Raw genomic sequence first — 14,593 nt, forward strand, 5'->3', positions numbered from 1 at the left:
TCAGGCGGGGGCGCAGCCTGCGCCGTCTTCGGCGCAGTTCGCATCGCGGGTGCCCTTGAACTCGTCACCCTCGACCCAGTTGGGCCAGCTGGTGCTGTCGGCGAGCATGCGGCCGATGCGGTAGAACAGCGCAAGGTCGGCCATCACGCCCGACCAGTCCCAGTTCGGATCGTATTCGTCCTTGGGCCCGTGGTAGCGGTTGTCGCGATAGTCCTTCGCGACCGCCGCACCGGCTTCGGTGCCGCCCTCGACGAGGTCTTCGCCGCCGTCGAGATAGAGCATTGGCACGCCGCGCTTGGCGAAGGCGAAGTGGTCCGAGCGGTAGTAATAGCCCGCTTCCGGGTTCGGGTTGGGCGTGGTGACACGGTCATCGTTCATCAGCGCCTTGTCGAGGAACAGGTCCAGCTGCGACTTGCCCGGGCCTACAACAGTCACGTCTTTCGCCGCGCCCGCCATCAGGAAGGCATCCATGTTGATACCGCCGACCGTCTGGTTGAGCGGGAAGACGGGGTTGGCGGCGTAATAGTCGGCGCCCAGCAGGCCCGATTCTTCGGCGGTGACCGCGAGGAACACCAGCGTGCGGGCCGCAGGACCGGCTTCCGCATGCGCCGCGCCAAGGGCGACCAGAGCGGCGGTGCCGGTCGCGTTGTCGACCGCGCCGTTGCAGATATCGTCGCCATCGGGTGCCGGGGTGCAGCGGCCGAGATGATCCCAGTGCGCGGTGTGGAGGACGTATTCGTCCGGACGTTCGCTGCCTTCGAGGATGCCAATCACGTTCTTCGAGGCGAAGGTGCGGATGTCGTTGCGAAAACTGGTCGAGGCGGTGAGGCCCAGCGGCACGGCTTCGAAATCCTTTTCGCGCGCAGCGGCCATAAGCGCGTCGAGATCCTGGCCGGCGGCGGCCAGAACTTCGCGTGCCTTTTCCTTCTGCATCCAGCCGTTGACCTGCGTCATCGGCGGCGGGTTGTCCCCGCGCGAGGCGTAGGCCTGCGGGCCCGACCAGCTGCTCTCGACGACGTTCCAGCCGTAACTGGCCGGTTCGGTGTCATGGATGATGATGGCGCCCGCCGCGCCCTGGCGGCCGGCTTCCTCGAACTTGTAGGTCCAGCGGCCGTAATAGGTCATCGCCTTGCCGTTGAACGGGCCTTCGAGGGTTTCGGTGCCGTAGTCGGGATCGTTGACCAGGATGACCGCGGTCTTGCCGGTCATGTCGAGGCCTTCGTAGTCGTTCCAGCCGCGCTCGGGCGCGTTGACGCCGTAGCCGACAAAGACCAGCTCGCTGTCCTCAAGCGAGGTCTGCACTTCCTCGCGGTAGGTCACGCCGACCCAGTCGGTCGAATAGGCGAGCTCGATGTCCCCGGTCTCGGCGCCTGCGATGGTCAGCGGGGCAAACTCCTTGCCGGTGATCTCTACCAGCGGCACGTCCTGCACCCAGCTGCCGTTGTTGCCTGGCGAAAGGCCCGCCTTCTCGAACTCCTCGATCAGGTAGGCGATCGTCTTCGCCCCGCCTTCGGTGCCCGGCGCGCGGCCTTCGAATTCGTCGGAGGCGAGGCGCTCGGTCACACGCTTCATGGTCTCTTCGGAGATGGTGCCGTCGGCGACATCGGGCAGGTCGAGCGCATCCGCGCCGCCCCCGGCCGAGCCGAGGTCCTGGCAGGCGGTGAGCAGCAGCGCCGGAAGGGCGGCTAGTGCGAGGCGTTTCATCGGGAGGGTCCTCTCGTGGGATTGCTGTTGTGCGAGCGCTTCTAGGCGCGGGTGGCGGCGAAGGGCAAGCTTGCGCGCGCGGCTCGCGGGCGGCAGGGGATGCGCCATGGCTGCCGACTGGTCCTCTGCCCTCACCCGCGCCCGCGAAAACGCGCCCTTCCTGGCCCGCGCGCTGGAGCGGCGCGGCGAGCTTGCCGAGCTGCTGGCCGCAGGAGAAGGCGAGGCCGCGCTGCTCCGGGCGAAGGACCTGCCCGAAGGCGATACGGCAACCGCCCTGCGCCGCCAGCGCCTCAGCCTTGCGCTGGTGCTGGCGATCGGGGACCTCGCCGGTGCATTCGACCTTGCGAAAGTGATGCGCGAGCTGTCGACCTTCGCCGACCGCGCGCTGCACGCGGCGATGGCCGCTGCGGTCGCGCGGCGGGTGCCCGATGCCGCGCCCGATGGCTTCATCGGGCTGGCGCTCGGCAAGCACGGGGCGGGCGAATTGAACTACTCTTCCGATATTGACCCGATCCTGCTCTACGATCCTGAAACGCTGCCCCGGCGCGAGCGCGACGAACCGGGCGAGGCGGCCCAGCGCTATGCGCGCGAAGTGGTCCGCATGCTGTCGGAGGTGACAAGCGAAGGCTACGTCTTTCGCGTCGACCTGCGGCTGCGGCCAGCATCGGAGGTCAGCCCGCTGGCCATCCCGCTGGATGCGGCGATCACCCATTACGAAAGCTCGGCGCTGGCGTGGGAGCGCGCGGCCTATATCCGCGCGCGGGCGTGCGCCGGCGACATCGCTGCGGGCGAGGCCTTCCTCGACCATATCCGCCCCTTCGTCTGGCGCCGCAGTCTCGATTTCGGGGCAATCGACGAGATCCGCCGCCTGACGCACCGCATCCGCGACCAGCAGCAAGGGCCCGGCGTGCCGCAGCCCGGCTACAATCTGAAACTCGGCCGCGGCGGCATTCGGGAGGTCGAGTTCTTCGCCCAGACGCACCAGCTTATCCATGGCGGGCGCGATCCCGTCCTGCGGGTGCGGGGCACACGCGCTGCGCTTGATGCGCTGGCCGAGACGGGCCGTATCTCGGCCGATTGCGCGCGTGAGTTGGGCGAAAGCTACGACGGCCTGCGCGTGATCGAACACCGCCTGCAGATGGTGGGCGACCAGCAGACGCACACGTTGCCTGCTGGCGAGGCGCTCGACGCGGCGGCGCGGTTGCACGGGCTGGTCGATGGCGACGCGCTGACCGCGCATGTGGCGGAGCTCGCCCGCCCCGTGGCCGAGCGTTTCGACGCGCTGCTCGACGAGGACCGGGTCTCGGTCCCCAAGAGCGCACCGCATGTTGTGGTGGAGGATGACGCAGCGCCCGAAGTGCCGGCCGAGCTCGCCGCGCGCGTGGCCGACTGGACGCAGGGGCAGTACCCTGCCTTGCGCAGCGCTGCGGCGCTTGGCGCCTTCGAGGCGATCCGGCCCGACCTTGTCGCCTCGCTCGCGGCATCGCCCGATCCGCAGGCCGCGGCGGTGCGCTGGGAAAGCCTGCTGGCGCGCCTGCCCAGCGCGATAAACCTGTTCCGCCTGCTCGAGGCGCGCCCCGGGCTCTTCGCCCTGCTCGCCGATTGTCTCACCCTCGCCCCGCCGCTGGCCGACGAGCTGGCGCGGCGTCCCGAACTGCTCGATGCGCTGATCGATCGTACGGCGCTCGACCTGCCCGGCAGTGTCGAGGAGCTGGCCGCGCTCATGGCCCAGCGCGAGCGCGGCGACGATTACGAGATGCGCCTCGACCGGCTACGCGTCGTCACCGGCGAGACGCGCTTTGCGCTGGGCGTCCAGCTGATCGAGGCCGCGCACGACCCGCTGGCGATCGCCGGCGGCCTCTCGCGCACGGCGGAGGCGGCGATGCAGGTCGCGCTGGAGGCGGCAGAGGAGGAGTTCGCCGCCAAGCACGGGCGGATCGAGGGCAGCGAGCTGGTCATCCTCGGCCTCGGACGACTGGGCGGCGGCGTGCTGACCCACGCGTCGGACCTCGACATCATCTACCTGTTTACCGGCACGCACGAGGGCGAATCCGACGGGCCGCGCCCGCTTGGTGCGACGCTCTACTTCAACCGCCTCGCCCAGCGGGTCACTGCCGCGCTCAGCGTGCCGACCGCACAGGGCGCGCTCTATGAAGTGGACACAAGGCTGCGGCCTCAGGGCAACCAGGGCCCGCTCGCTGTGAGCGTCGAGAGCTTCGCCCGCTACCAGCGCGAAGACGCCTGGACCTGGGAGCACATGGCGCTCACCCGGGCGCGCGTGCTGGTGGCGAGCGATGCGGCGAAAAGCGAGGTCGATGCGGTCGTGACGTCAATCCTGCACTGCGATCGCGACCCCGATACGCTGCGCGTCGACGCGTTGAAGATGCGCAGCGAGATGGCAGCGCACAAGCAGCCCAAGGGGCCGCTCGACGCCAAGCTGTTGCGCGGCGGGCTCGTCGATATCGAGTTCATCGTCCACCTGCTCCAGCTGCGCGACCACGAAGCGCTGACGCCGGATCTGGGCGAGGCCCTTGCTGCGCTGGTGGCAGCCGGACGCCTTCCGCAGGCCATGGCCGATGCGCATGGCTTGATGACGCGGCTGCTGGTCGGTACGCGGCTTCTCGCGCCCGACCTTGAGCGCCCTAACCCCGCCGCCGCCCTGCTGCTGGCGCGGCAGAGCGGGTGCGAGGATTACCCCTGCCTGATCGAACGGCTGGGCGCAGCTCGCACTGACGTCGCGGCGGTATGGCAGGATGTGTTTGGTGAGACGCTGGAGATAAACCAATGAGCACGACCTATGGCGAAGGCGACGCCTTTCCCGATTTCTCGATGGAAACGCCCGATGGCGGCACGGTGACCAAGGCGGACCTTGCGGGCAAGAAGGCGGTGATCTTCTTCTATCCCAAGGACAACACGCCGGGGTGCACCACCGAAGCCAAGGACTTCACAGCGATGAAGGCCGATTTCGAGGCCGCTGGCACCTACCTGCTTGGCGTCAGCAAGGATTCGGCCAAGAAGCACCAGAACTTCATCGCCAAGCACGACCTCACGGTCGACCTCGCGACCGACGCGGAAGAGGGTGGCCTGTCCGACGAGCTCGGCGTGTGGGCGGAAAAGAAGATGTACGGCAAGACCTTCATGGGCATGGTCCGCTCGACTTACCTGATCGGCGCCGATGGCACGATCCTGCGCGTCTGGCCCAAGGTGAAGGTCAAGGGCCACGCCGAAGAGGTGCTCGAGGCCGCCCGCGCCGCATGACGCCAGAGCATCGGAGTCTCGCTACGGCCATTCGCGCGGCGCTGCTGACCGGGGAGGCAACCGCGAAGGTCTTCGCCGCGCGACAGGTCGCGCGTGACTGGCGGCTGGGGCGGCTTGGCTTCACCTTCGACGTCGCCATGCCGGACCGGCCGGCCTGGCCCGAGGAGCTGGAGCTGCTGCCTCCGCGAGACATGCCCAAGCGCGGCAAGATGGGGTCCGAGCGCAACCGGATCGCGTTGTGGCACGCGCTCGCGCATATCGAATTCGTCGCCATCGACCTCGCGCTCGACATGGCCGGGCGGTTCGGAGAGGCGATGGGAGAGGAGTTCGTATCGGACTTCCTCCAGGTCGCCGCCGACGAGGCGATGCATTTCGCGCTGATCGCCCGCAAACTCGATTCGCTCGGTTCGTCCTACGGAGCGTTGCCTGCGCACGACGGGCTGTGGAGCGCGGCTCAGGACACCGCAGGCGACGTCGCAGCTCGTCTTGGGATCGTTCCCATGGTTCTGGAAGCGCGCGGTCTCGACGTCACGCCGGCAACGCTGGAGCGGGTGCAGGCGCAAGGTGATGAAAACGGGGCGAAAATTCTCAAACGAATCCTTGACGACGAAATCCGGCACGTCGCCGCCGGCTCCAAGCATTTTCACGCCATTTGCGCGAAACGCGGCGATAACCCACGGGAAACGTGGCGAAATCTTGTCGAAAATCATTTTTCGGGAGGGTTGAAAGGGCCGTTCAACGACTCAGCGCGTTTGGCAGGCGGCCTGCCGCGAGACTTCTACGCGCCTATTGCCTGATTAACTTTTTCACCCATAACCCAAACTCACGCAACGCCGGGGGGTTCCGGCAGTGACAAAAATTAAGGCGAAACGGCGCGGGACCGTCGATTTGCCAGGGATCGAAAGGCGCGGAACAGCGCCAATTGGACGGGTTAGCATGATTACCAAGCTCACCAAGCTTGCCATCGTTTCGGCTGCAGCCGCTCTCGGTATCGCCGCCGCTCCGGTGCAGGCGCAGGACACCAACACCGCCGTTGCGGTCGGTGCCATTGACCTGAGCACGGTCGCCACCACCGAAGAAACCGGCAACGACGCGCAGTTCCAGCAGCTGTTCGCCAAGTGGGACGAGCTCGACCGCTCGACCCCGGCCGCCACGCAGGTTTCCGTGCCGTCGCGCATGCCGCTCGACGATGCCCGCCTGACCAGCGACTACGGCATGCGCACCCACCCGGTTCTCGGCGGTCGCCGCAGCCACAAGGGCGTCGACCTTGCTGCCCCGACCGGTACCCCGATCTACGCCACCGCCGACGGCTATGTCAGCAAGGCGCAGTGGTTCTCGAGCTACGGCAAGTATGTCTCGATCGAACACGGCGCGAACCTCCAGACCCGCTTCGCGCACATGTCGCGCATCACGGTCGAGGCTGGCGAGCGTGTCGAAAAGGGCGACCTCATCGGCTACGTCGGCTCGACCGGGCGTTCGACCGGCCCGCACCTCCATTACGAAGTCCGCATCAACGGCAAGGCCGTGAACCCGATCCCCTACATGGTCGAATCGGAAGCCCAGCGCGCCTTCGCACTCGCCACCGGCACCGGCGGCCAGGGCGGCGGCGACGACGAATAATCGCACGTCCAACAGCGTATGTCGCGAAAACAGGCGGCGGGAGCAGATCCCGCCGCCTTTTTTCTTGCCCGCAGCAATGGGTTGGGTAGGTTTCTTTGCGCAACCGGATGAGTCCGCGAAAACGACGGACCGACGGCAAGGAGAGAGACACGATGCACCCCATCACCCACGCGCAGACGCGCCCCGACCATCCCGCGATCATCATGGCCGGCAGCGGCGAGACGATGACCTATGGCGAGCTGGACGCCTATGCGAACCGCTTTGCACAGCTGGTGCGTGCACGGGGTCTCGGCCAGGGCGATCACGTCGCGATCCTGATGGAGAACAACCGGCACTATCTGCCGCTCGTATGGGGCGCGCAGCGTTGCGGTATCATGATGGTGCCGATCTCGACCCGGCTGACCGCACCTGAGATCTGCTACATCCTCCAGGACAGCGATGCGAAGCTGCTCCTTACCTCGACCTATTTTGCCGGCGAGGTGCTCGACGGCATCCGCAGCGAATGCCCGGACCTCCCGCAGCTGATCGTCGGTGGCGAGGGCGAGGAGGATTTCGAAGCAGCGCTGGATGCGCAGCCGGCGGAGGCCATCGCCGACCAGCAGCCCGGCCAGTACATGCTCTACTCCTCCGGCACGACCGGCCGCCCCAAGGGCGTGCGCCCCGCGCCGCCGACCGATCCCGACGTGCAGCAGGCTACGCCGCTCACCGGCCTTGCCGTGATGGGCGCCGGCTGGCCGACCGACGGCAGCATGGTCTATCTCTCGCCCGCGCCGCTCTACCACGCCGCGCCGCTGGCCTGGTGCACCACCGTCCACCGGCTGGGCGGAACCGTGATCGTGATCGAAAAGTTCGATCCGGAACAGGCGCTGGCCGCTATCGAGAAGTACGGCGTGACCGACAGCCAGTGGGTGCCGACACACTTCGTGCGCATGCTCAAGCTCGACCCCGCCGTGCGCACGAAATACGACCTTTCGACCCACCAGCGCGCGATCCACGCCGCCGCGCCCTGCCCGGTGCCGATCAAGCGCGAGATGATCGAATGGTGGGGGCCGATCATCATCGAATATTACGCCGGGTCCGAAGGTATCGGCATGACGATGATCAAGAGCGAGGACTGGCTCGAGCACCCCGGCTCCGTCGGCAAGGCGATCTATGGCAAGATCCACGTCTGCGACGAGGAGGGCAAGGAACTGCCCGCCGGGACCGATGGCCTGCTGTTCTTCGAAAACGACCTCATACCGACCTATCACAACGATCCGGAAAAGACCGCCGATGCGATGCATCCCAAGGGCTGGATGACCCTGGGCGATATCGGCCACCTGGATGAGGACGGCTATCTCTTCCTCACCGACCGCAAGAGCCACATGATCATCTCTGGCGGGGTGAACATCTACCCGCAGGAGATCGAGAACCTTCTCGTCACGCATGACAAGGTGATGGACGCCGCCGTGATCGGCGCGCCGTGTCCCGATTTCGGCGAGAAGGTCGTGGCGGTCGTGCAACCGATGGACATGGGCGAGGCGGGCGAGGCGCTCGAGGCCGAGCTGCGCGATTTCCTCGCGCCGAGCCTTGCCAAGATCAAGATGCCAAAGCTGTTCGACTTCCGACCCGATCTGCCGCGTGAGGCCAATGGCAAGCTCTACAAGCGCGAGCTGCGCGACGAGTATGAGCGCATGGCGAAGGAGACCGCGTGATGGCGACGCAGGACAAGCCGCGCCTTGATCCGGCCACCGCCCGCGCCGTGATCGACCCGGAAAGCTACGCCCAGTGGGACGGCATCCTAGATACCTTCGACCGGCTGCGCGAAGAGAAACCCGTGGCCTGGGTCGAGCCGGAGGACGATCTCGTCCACCCGCCCTTCTGGCTGGTCACGCGCTATGACGATGTCATGCGCATGTCGAAGGACAACGCGACCTTCCTCAACAACCCGCACACGGTCGTCTTCAGCCTGACCGAGGGGATCGAATTCGCCAAGGCGATGACCGGCGGCAGCGAGCACATGGTCGCCAGCCTCGTCACCTTCGACGGGCCGATCCACATGAAATACCGCAAGCTGACGCAGGAATGGTTCATGCCCAAGAACCTGCGCACGGTCGAGGACGAGATTCGCGGCATCGCCAGTGCGGCAGTCGACCGCCTGCTCGAAGCGGGCGAGGAGGTCGATTTCGTCAAGACCGTCAGCGCGCCCTATCCGCTGCATGTGGTGATGCAGATCATGGGCGTGCCCGAGGAAGACGAGCCGCGCATGCTGATGCTTACCCAGCAGCTGTTCGGCGGCTCGGATGAAGACCTCAACCAGTCGGGCATCAAGGACTTGCCGCCCGAGGCGATCACCCAGCTCGTGGCGGGCGCAGTCGCCGATTTCGAGGCCTATTTCGCCAAGCTCACCGCCGAGCGCCGCGCGAACCCGACCGGCGATGTTGCCAGCACCATTGCCAATGCGGTGATCGACGGCGAGCCTTTGAACGACCGCGACATGATGGGCTATTACATCATCCTCGCCGCCGCCGGGCACGACACGACCAGCGCCAGCACGGCCGGCGCCATGCTCGCGCTGGCGCAAGACCCGGAGCAATGGGCCAAGGTCAAGGCGGACCGCTCGCTCCTGCCGGGCATCGTGGAAGAGGCGATCCGCTGGACGACGCCGGTGCAGCACTTCATGCGCACTGCGGCGGAAGACACCGAGGTCGGCGGGCAGCCGATTGCCAAGGGCGACTGGCTGATGATGAACTATGTCGCGGCTAACCACGATCCGGCGCATTTCGACGATCCGCGCCGGTTCGACGCGGCGCGCAGCCCCAACCGCCATCTCGCCTTCGGGGCAGGTGCCCACCAGTGCCTCGGCCTCCACCTTGCCCGGCTGGAAATGCGCATCCTGTTCGAAACGCTGCTCGACCGGATCGACAGCGTCGAGCTGGCGGGGGAGCCGGCACGCTCCAAATCGACCTTCGTCGGCGGCCTGAAAGCGCTCCCCCTGCGGGTGAAACCGGCCTGATCGGAGGCTCGCGCCTTCAGCGGGGCTGAATTAACCAAACCCCCGTGATCGCGGGAAAAATCGGCACGATGTTTTCCGATTGTTCTGGCAAATCGGGCGCCTTTCTGCTAGGTGAATGACATGACTACAACAGTAGGACGATAGGCTTTCGCCCCGCAGGCGAGAGCGTAAAGTCCTGCGCCTGAGAGAGGGGGCAAACATGACCATTTTCGAACCGCACAACATGCCCTTCGCAGCTGCGCTGCTGGTCATGGTGCTGCTGGCCATCGTGCAGGCCATCGGCCTTGCCGATGCGCTGGGCGGGGATGCGGATGTCGATCTCGACGCCGATGGCAAGGATGGCCTTGCCGCGGGTCCGCTCGACGGGCTGTTCTCCCTGCTCGGCATCGGCCGCGTCCCGTACACCATCTGGCTGGCGGTCTACCTGCTGCTTTTCGCCGCGATCGGCGTGAGCGGGCAGGCTCTTGCCGAAAGCCTGACCGGTGGCCCGCTGCACGCCCTCCTGGCAAGCGTCCTGGCCGGCGGCGCGGCGCTGCCGGTTACCGGCGCGCTGGTGCGCCCGCTCGGTGCGATCCTGCCGCAAGACGAGACCACGGCGGTCTCCACGGCAAGCCTTGTCGGCCGCCGCGCCACGATTACCGACGGGGTGGCACGCGCCGCCTCGCCCGCGCGGGCCCGGGTGCGCGATGCGCATGGGCACGCCCATTACGTGATGGTCGAACCGCATGAGGCCTCGGCCGAGCTCCACGCAGGCGACGATGTCCTGCTCGTACGCCGCGAAGGCGACCTTTTTTACGCGACAGCGCTGGCTGAACGCCGCCTGTCCCCCACCGAATAACAACAAGGAGAAGCCATGGAAAACCTACCCGACATTGTCATCTGGGGTGGCGGCGGATTCGCCCTCTTCCTCATCATCGCCTTCACGCTGACGCGCCTCTATCGCCGCGCCTCGAAGGAAATCGCCTTCGTGCGGACCGGGGTCGGCGGCGAGAAGGTCGTCATGAACGGCGGTGCGCTGGTCCTGCCGGTGTTCCACGAAACCATGCCGGTCAACATGAACACGCTGGTGCTCAGCGTCGTGCGCCGTGACGGGGAAGCGCTCATCACGCTCGACCGCCTGCGGATCGACGTGAAGGCGGAATTCTACGTCCGCGTGAAGCCCGACGGCGAAGCCATCGCCATGGCCGCGCAGACGCTCGGCCAGCGCACGATGCAGCCGGAAATGCTCAAGGACCTCGTCGAAGGCAAGTTCGTCGACGCGCTGCGCTCGGTCGCGGCCGGCATGACGATGAACGAGCTACACGAGCAGCGTGCCGACTTCGTCCAGAAGGTGCAGCAGGTCTCGTCCAACGACCTCGCCATGAACGGCCTGGAGCTGGAATCGGTCTCGCTGACCGGTCTCGACCAGACCAGCATCGAGCACTTCAACGCCAACAACGCCTTCGACGCCGAAGGTCTCACCAAGCTGACCGAGCAGATCGAGGCGCGCAAGAAACTGCGCAACGACATCGAGCAGGACACGCGCGTGCAGATGGAGACGAAGAACCTCGAGGCCGATGCTCGCAGTTTCGAAATCTCGCGCGACAAGGAATACGCGCGCCTCGCCCAGGAACGCGAGGTCGAAGTGCGGCGTGCCGCGCAGAGCTCGGAAATCGCCCGCGAACAGGCGGAGCGGACCCGCGAGGCGGATGCCGCCCGGATCGAGGCGAAGAAGCAGGTCGATGCTCAGCAGATCGAAGCCGACCGTCTCGTCGAAGAGGCTCGGATCGACCAGCAGCGTGCGCTCGAGATCGCCCGTCAGGAGCAGCAGATCGCGGTCCAGAACAAGAGCCGCGAGGAAAGCCAGGCCAAGGCGGAAGCCGACGAGGCCCGCGCCAAGGCCGTTGCTGCCGAAGAGCAGGTCTCGACCAGCCGCGAGACCGAGATTGCCGAGCGTATGAAGCGCATCGAGCTGATCGAGGCTTCGAAGCAGGCAGAGCGCGACGCGATCGGCGTGAAGGTCGAAGCCCAGGCCGAAAAGGAAGCGGCCTCCAACCGCGCCGAGGCCCTGCGTTTGGAAGCCCAGGGTGAGGCCGAGGCCGAGAAGCTGCGGGCCGAAGCTGCCCGTGTCCGCTTCGAGGTCGAGGCTGCCGGTCAGCAGGCGATCAACGAGGCAGCGAACATCCTGTCGTCGGACCAGATCAGCCTGCAGACCAAGATGGCGCTCCTGAAGGTCCTGCCCGAGGTCATCCGCGAAAGCGCGAAGCCCATGGAAGCGATCGATTCGATCAAGATCGTCCAGGTCGACGGGCTTACGCAGGGCGGCGGCAGCGCGGGCGCACCGGCCTCTGCCGGCGGCTCGGGCAACCTCGCCAGCGATGCCGTCAGCGCCGCGCTTGCCTACCGCGCGCAGGCTCCGGTGCTCGACGGGCTGATGAAAGAGCTGGGCCTCGACGGCTCCTCGCTCGACAGCCTCGTCAAAGGTCCGGCTGCGGCCGAAACCGCGCCGCGGCTTGCCGAAGTGCTCGAGGATATTGCCGAGCAGGTCGAGGAAGCCGAAGCCGAAGCTACTGCCCCCACGGGCAAAGGCGAGGCAAAGACGGACGATGCGCCGGCGGCCTGACGCCGCTCAGCCATCGTGCTGAAACGGGAAGGGGGCGCTGCGGCGCCCCCTTTTTCGTGCCTATTCGCTCAGCAGGCGCTGGGCGATCGCGCGGACTTCCTCGCCCATGTCCTCGCGTTCGAGCGCGAGGGCGAGCGTGGCTTCCACGAAGCCGGTCTTGCTGCCGCAGTCGAAACGGCGGCCGGCAAAGGTGACCGCGTGGAAGGCCTGGTTGCCGATCATCTTGGCCATGGCGTCGGTCAGCTGGATCTCGCCGCCAGCGCCCTTTTCCTGGTCTTCCAGCACGCGCATGACTTCGGGCTGCAGGATGTAGCGGCCGGAAATGATCTTGTTCGACGGGGCTTCGGCCACCGGCGGCTTCTCAACCAGGCCGGTTACCTCGGTGAGCGTGTCGCTCTTGGTCTCGCCCGGCGCAATCACGCCGTAGCTCGACACTTCCTCTTCCGGCACTTCGAGCACCGAGATCAGGTTGCCGCCGACCTCGTTATAGGCTTCGACCATCTGCTTCATGCAGCCGGTGCCGCCGCCCTTCGCCTCGATCATCAGCTCGTCGGGCAGGAGGATGGCGAAGGGTTCGTCGCCGACGATCGCGCGCGCGCACCAGATCGCGTGGCCGAGGCCCATCGGGACCTGCTGGCGCACGGTGATGATGTCGCCCGGCGTGGCGCGGGTGGGTTCGAGCACGCCCAGGTCCTTGCCCCGCTCCCCCATCGTGGTCTCAAGCTCGAACGCGACGTCGAAATGTTCGACGATCGCGGTCTTGCCGCGGCCGGTGACGAAGATGATCTGTTCGATCCCCGCTTCGCGCGCCTCGTCCACCGCGTACTGGATCAGCGGGCGGTCGACGACGGGCAGCAATTCCTTCGGAATAGCCTTGGTCGCAGGAAGAAAACGGGTGCCGAGGCCGGCTACGGGAAACACGGCCTTCTTGATGGGTTTATGTTGGGTCATCTGAGCTCACGTGCAGCTTTGCGGGTTGGGCGCATAGGAACATTTCGACAAAACGCCTTTGGCGGCGCGGTGCGACACTGTTGTGACGCTTGCCAGCAAGGCGCGTGAGGGTAAAGCACACACATGGACAAATTGATCATTCGCGGCGGCAACCGCCTTTCGGGCACGATTCCCATCTCCGGGGCCAAGAACGCCGCCCTCACGCTCATCCCCTGCGCGCTGCTGACCGAAGAGGCGGTGACGCTGCGCAACCTGCCGCGGCTTGCCGATATCGACGGGTTCCAGCACCTGATGACGCAGTTCGGGGTGAGTCACACGATTCCCGGCAAGCGCCCGGAGGAATTCGGCCGCAACGTCACGCTCGAAGCCATGCGTATCACCAGCTCGGTCGCGCCCTACGATCTGGTGCGCAAGATGCGCGCTTCCATCCTCGTGCTCGGCCCCCTGCTCGCGCGCACGGGCGAGGCCACCGTATCGCTTCCGGGCGGCTGCGCGATCGGCAACCGTCCGATCGACCTGCATCTGAAGGCGCTCGAAGCCTTCGGCGCGCATATCGAGCTGGCGCAGGGTTATGTGAAAGCCACTGCGCCTGACGGCGGCCTGCCGGGCGGGGAATTCGACTTTCCTGTCGTTTCGGTTGGCGCGACGGAAAACGCGGTCATGACCGCAACGCTGTGCAACGGCACCAGCGTGCTGCGCAACGCCGCGCGCGAGCCCGAAATCGTTGACCTGTGCAACCTCCTTGTCGCCATGGGCGCCGAGATCGAGGGCATCGGTTCGTCCGAACTCATCATCCATGGCGTGCCCAAGCTGCACGGGGCGACCTACCGTGTCATGCCCGACCGTATCGAGGCCGGCTCTTACGCATGTGCGGCCGCCATCACCGGCGGCGAAGTGCGCCTCGAAGGCGCGGAAGCGGGGGACATGGGTTCCACCCTGCACGCGCTGCGCAACATTGGCGTGACGATCGAGACCGACAAGAAAGGCATTACGGTTGCCGCTGACGGTCCGCTGAAGGCCCACAACCTCACCACCGCGCCCTTCCCCGGCCTTGCCACCGACATGCAAGCCCAGCTGATGAGCCTGCTGACCCGCGCGGAAGGCACCAGCGTGCTCAAGGAGACGATCTTCGAGAACCGCTTCATGCACGTGCCGGAACTGGCGCGCATGGGCGCCGATATCGAAACCACGGGGCGCACTGCGGTCGTGCGCGGCCCGGTCGAGCTGACCGGCGCCGAAGTCATGGCCACGGACCTGCGCGCTTCGATGAGCCTGGTGATCGCGGGCCTCGCGGCGAAGGGCGAGACGACCGTGCGGCGCCTCTACCACCTCGACCGCGGGTATGAGCGGCTTGAGGAGAAGCTCCAGCTGGTCGGCGCAGACATAGAACGGGTCGGCGACGACTAGGTATTTTGCCCGGCACTTTCCTTCGCGCCAACCGTTGGGTCGCAAAGGAAGGAGTT

Annotated in this window: 11 protein-coding genes; 9 read left to right on the plus strand and 2 right to left on the minus strand. The window is 66.5% G+C overall.

The annotated features are described in order from the left end of the window. Window positions 1-1,704: a M28 family metallopeptidase gene (locus KUV82_RS01510; RefSeq protein WP_219955151.1), complete on the minus strand. Its 1,704-nt coding sequence runs from the start codon at window positions 1,702-1,704 to the stop codon at window positions 1-3. Between the two features lie 106 nt (window positions 1,705-1,810). Between KUV82_RS01510 and glnE the strand changes: the two genes are divergently transcribed. From glnE to KUV82_RS01550, 8 genes are all read left to right on the plus strand, one after another. Then, entirely contained in the window at window positions 1,811-4,492 is a 2,682-nt protein-coding gene (gene glnE, locus KUV82_RS01515) for a bifunctional [glutamate--ammonia ligase]-adenylyl-L-tyrosine phosphorylase/[glutamate--ammonia-ligase] adenylyltransferase (protein ID WP_219955152.1), read from the plus strand. Next, window positions 4,489-4,962, plus strand: a complete 474-nt coding sequence (locus KUV82_RS01520) for a peroxiredoxin (protein ID WP_219955153.1) — start codon at window positions 4,489-4,491, stop codon at window positions 4,960-4,962. Before glnE ends, KUV82_RS01520 begins: the two co-directional genes overlap by 4 nt. Next, window positions 4,959-5,759 (plus strand): ferritin-like domain-containing protein, encoded by an 801-nt coding sequence (locus KUV82_RS01525; RefSeq protein WP_219955154.1) that lies wholly within the window; start codon window positions 4,959-4,961, stop codon window positions 5,757-5,759. The genes KUV82_RS01520 and KUV82_RS01525 overlap by 4 nt, the downstream gene beginning before the upstream one ends. A 139-nt stretch (window positions 5,760-5,898) precedes the next feature. Beyond that, on the plus strand, window positions 5,899-6,582 hold the full coding sequence (locus tag KUV82_RS01530; protein WP_219955155.1) for a M23 family metallopeptidase: 684 nt from the start codon (window positions 5,899-5,901) through the stop codon (window positions 6,580-6,582). Window positions 6,583-6,734: 152 nt separating this feature from the next. Further along, a complete protein-coding gene (locus tag KUV82_RS01535; RefSeq protein ID WP_219955156.1) occupies window positions 6,735-8,276 on the plus strand; it encodes an acyl-CoA synthetase in 1,542 nt (513 codons plus the stop codon). After that, window positions 8,276-9,577, plus strand: coding sequence for a cytochrome P450 (locus tag KUV82_RS01540; protein ID WP_219955157.1), 1,302 nt, complete (start codon window positions 8,276-8,278; stop codon window positions 9,575-9,577). The genes KUV82_RS01535 and KUV82_RS01540 overlap by 1 nt, the downstream gene beginning before the upstream one ends. A gap of 199 nt (window positions 9,578-9,776) precedes the next feature. Beyond that, window positions 9,777-10,415 carry an OB-fold-containig protein gene (locus KUV82_RS01545; protein WP_219955158.1) on the plus strand — a complete coding sequence of 213 codons (639 nt, stop codon included), beginning with the start codon at window positions 9,777-9,779 and terminating at the stop codon, window positions 10,413-10,415. 15 nt (window positions 10,416-10,430) lie between these two features. Next, window positions 10,431-12,179 (plus strand): flotillin family protein, encoded by a 1,749-nt coding sequence (locus tag KUV82_RS01550; protein ID WP_258319796.1) that lies wholly within the window; start codon window positions 10,431-10,433, stop codon window positions 12,177-12,179. 60 nt (window positions 12,180-12,239) lie between these two features. Here KUV82_RS01550 and galU read toward each other — a convergent pair whose 3' ends face one another. Then, complete coding sequence (gene galU / locus KUV82_RS01555) at window positions 12,240-13,130, minus strand: UTP--glucose-1-phosphate uridylyltransferase GalU (protein ID WP_219955159.1); 891 nt, start codon at window positions 13,128-13,130, stop codon at window positions 12,240-12,242. 123 nt (window positions 13,131-13,253) lie between these two features. On the opposite strand from galU, the gene murA reads away from it, so the two are divergent. After that, window positions 13,254-14,537, plus strand: coding sequence for a UDP-N-acetylglucosamine 1-carboxyvinyltransferase (murA, locus tag KUV82_RS01560; RefSeq protein ID WP_219955160.1), 1,284 nt, complete (start codon window positions 13,254-13,256; stop codon window positions 14,535-14,537). Window positions 14,538-14,593 lie beyond the last annotated feature (56 nt).

This window comes from Qipengyuania flava, from assembly GCF_019448255.1.
Lineage (GTDB): Bacteria > Pseudomonadota > Alphaproteobacteria > Sphingomonadales > Sphingomonadaceae > Qipengyuania > Qipengyuania flava_A.

Excerpts from the sequence above, each read along its gene's own strand:
- murA (WP_219955160.1), top strand. The coding sequence starts at position 13,254 with ATGGACAAATTGATCATTCGCGGCGGCAACCGCCTTTCGGGCACGATT.
- KUV82_RS01525 (WP_219955154.1), top strand. The coding sequence starts at position 4,959 with ATGACGCCAGAGCATCGGAGTCTCGCTACGGCCATTCGCGCGGCGCTG.
- galU (WP_219955159.1), bottom strand. The coding sequence starts at position 13,130 with ATGACCCAACATAAACCCATCAAGAAGGCCGTGTTTCCCGTAGCCGGC.
- KUV82_RS01545 (WP_219955158.1), top strand. The coding sequence starts at position 9,777 with ATGACCATTTTCGAACCGCACAACATGCCCTTCGCAGCTGCGCTGCTG.
- KUV82_RS01540 (WP_219955157.1), top strand. The coding sequence starts at position 8,276 with ATGGCGACGCAGGACAAGCCGCGCCTTGATCCGGCCACCGCCCGCGCC.
- KUV82_RS01530 (WP_219955155.1), top strand. The coding sequence starts at position 5,899 with ATGATTACCAAGCTCACCAAGCTTGCCATCGTTTCGGCTGCAGCCGCT.
- KUV82_RS01535 (WP_219955156.1), top strand. The coding sequence starts at position 6,735 with ATGCACCCCATCACCCACGCGCAGACGCGCCCCGACCATCCCGCGATC.
- KUV82_RS01520 (WP_219955153.1), top strand. The coding sequence starts at position 4,489 with ATGAGCACGACCTATGGCGAAGGCGACGCCTTTCCCGATTTCTCGATG.
- glnE (WP_219955152.1), top strand. The coding sequence starts at position 1,811 with ATGGCTGCCGACTGGTCCTCTGCCCTCACCCGCGCCCGCGAAAACGCG.
- KUV82_RS01550 (WP_258319796.1), top strand. The coding sequence starts at position 10,431 with ATGGAAAACCTACCCGACATTGTCATCTGGGGTGGCGGCGGATTCGCC.
- KUV82_RS01510 (WP_219955151.1), bottom strand. The coding sequence starts at position 1,704 with ATGAAACGCCTCGCACTAGCCGCCCTTCCGGCGCTGCTGCTCACCGCC.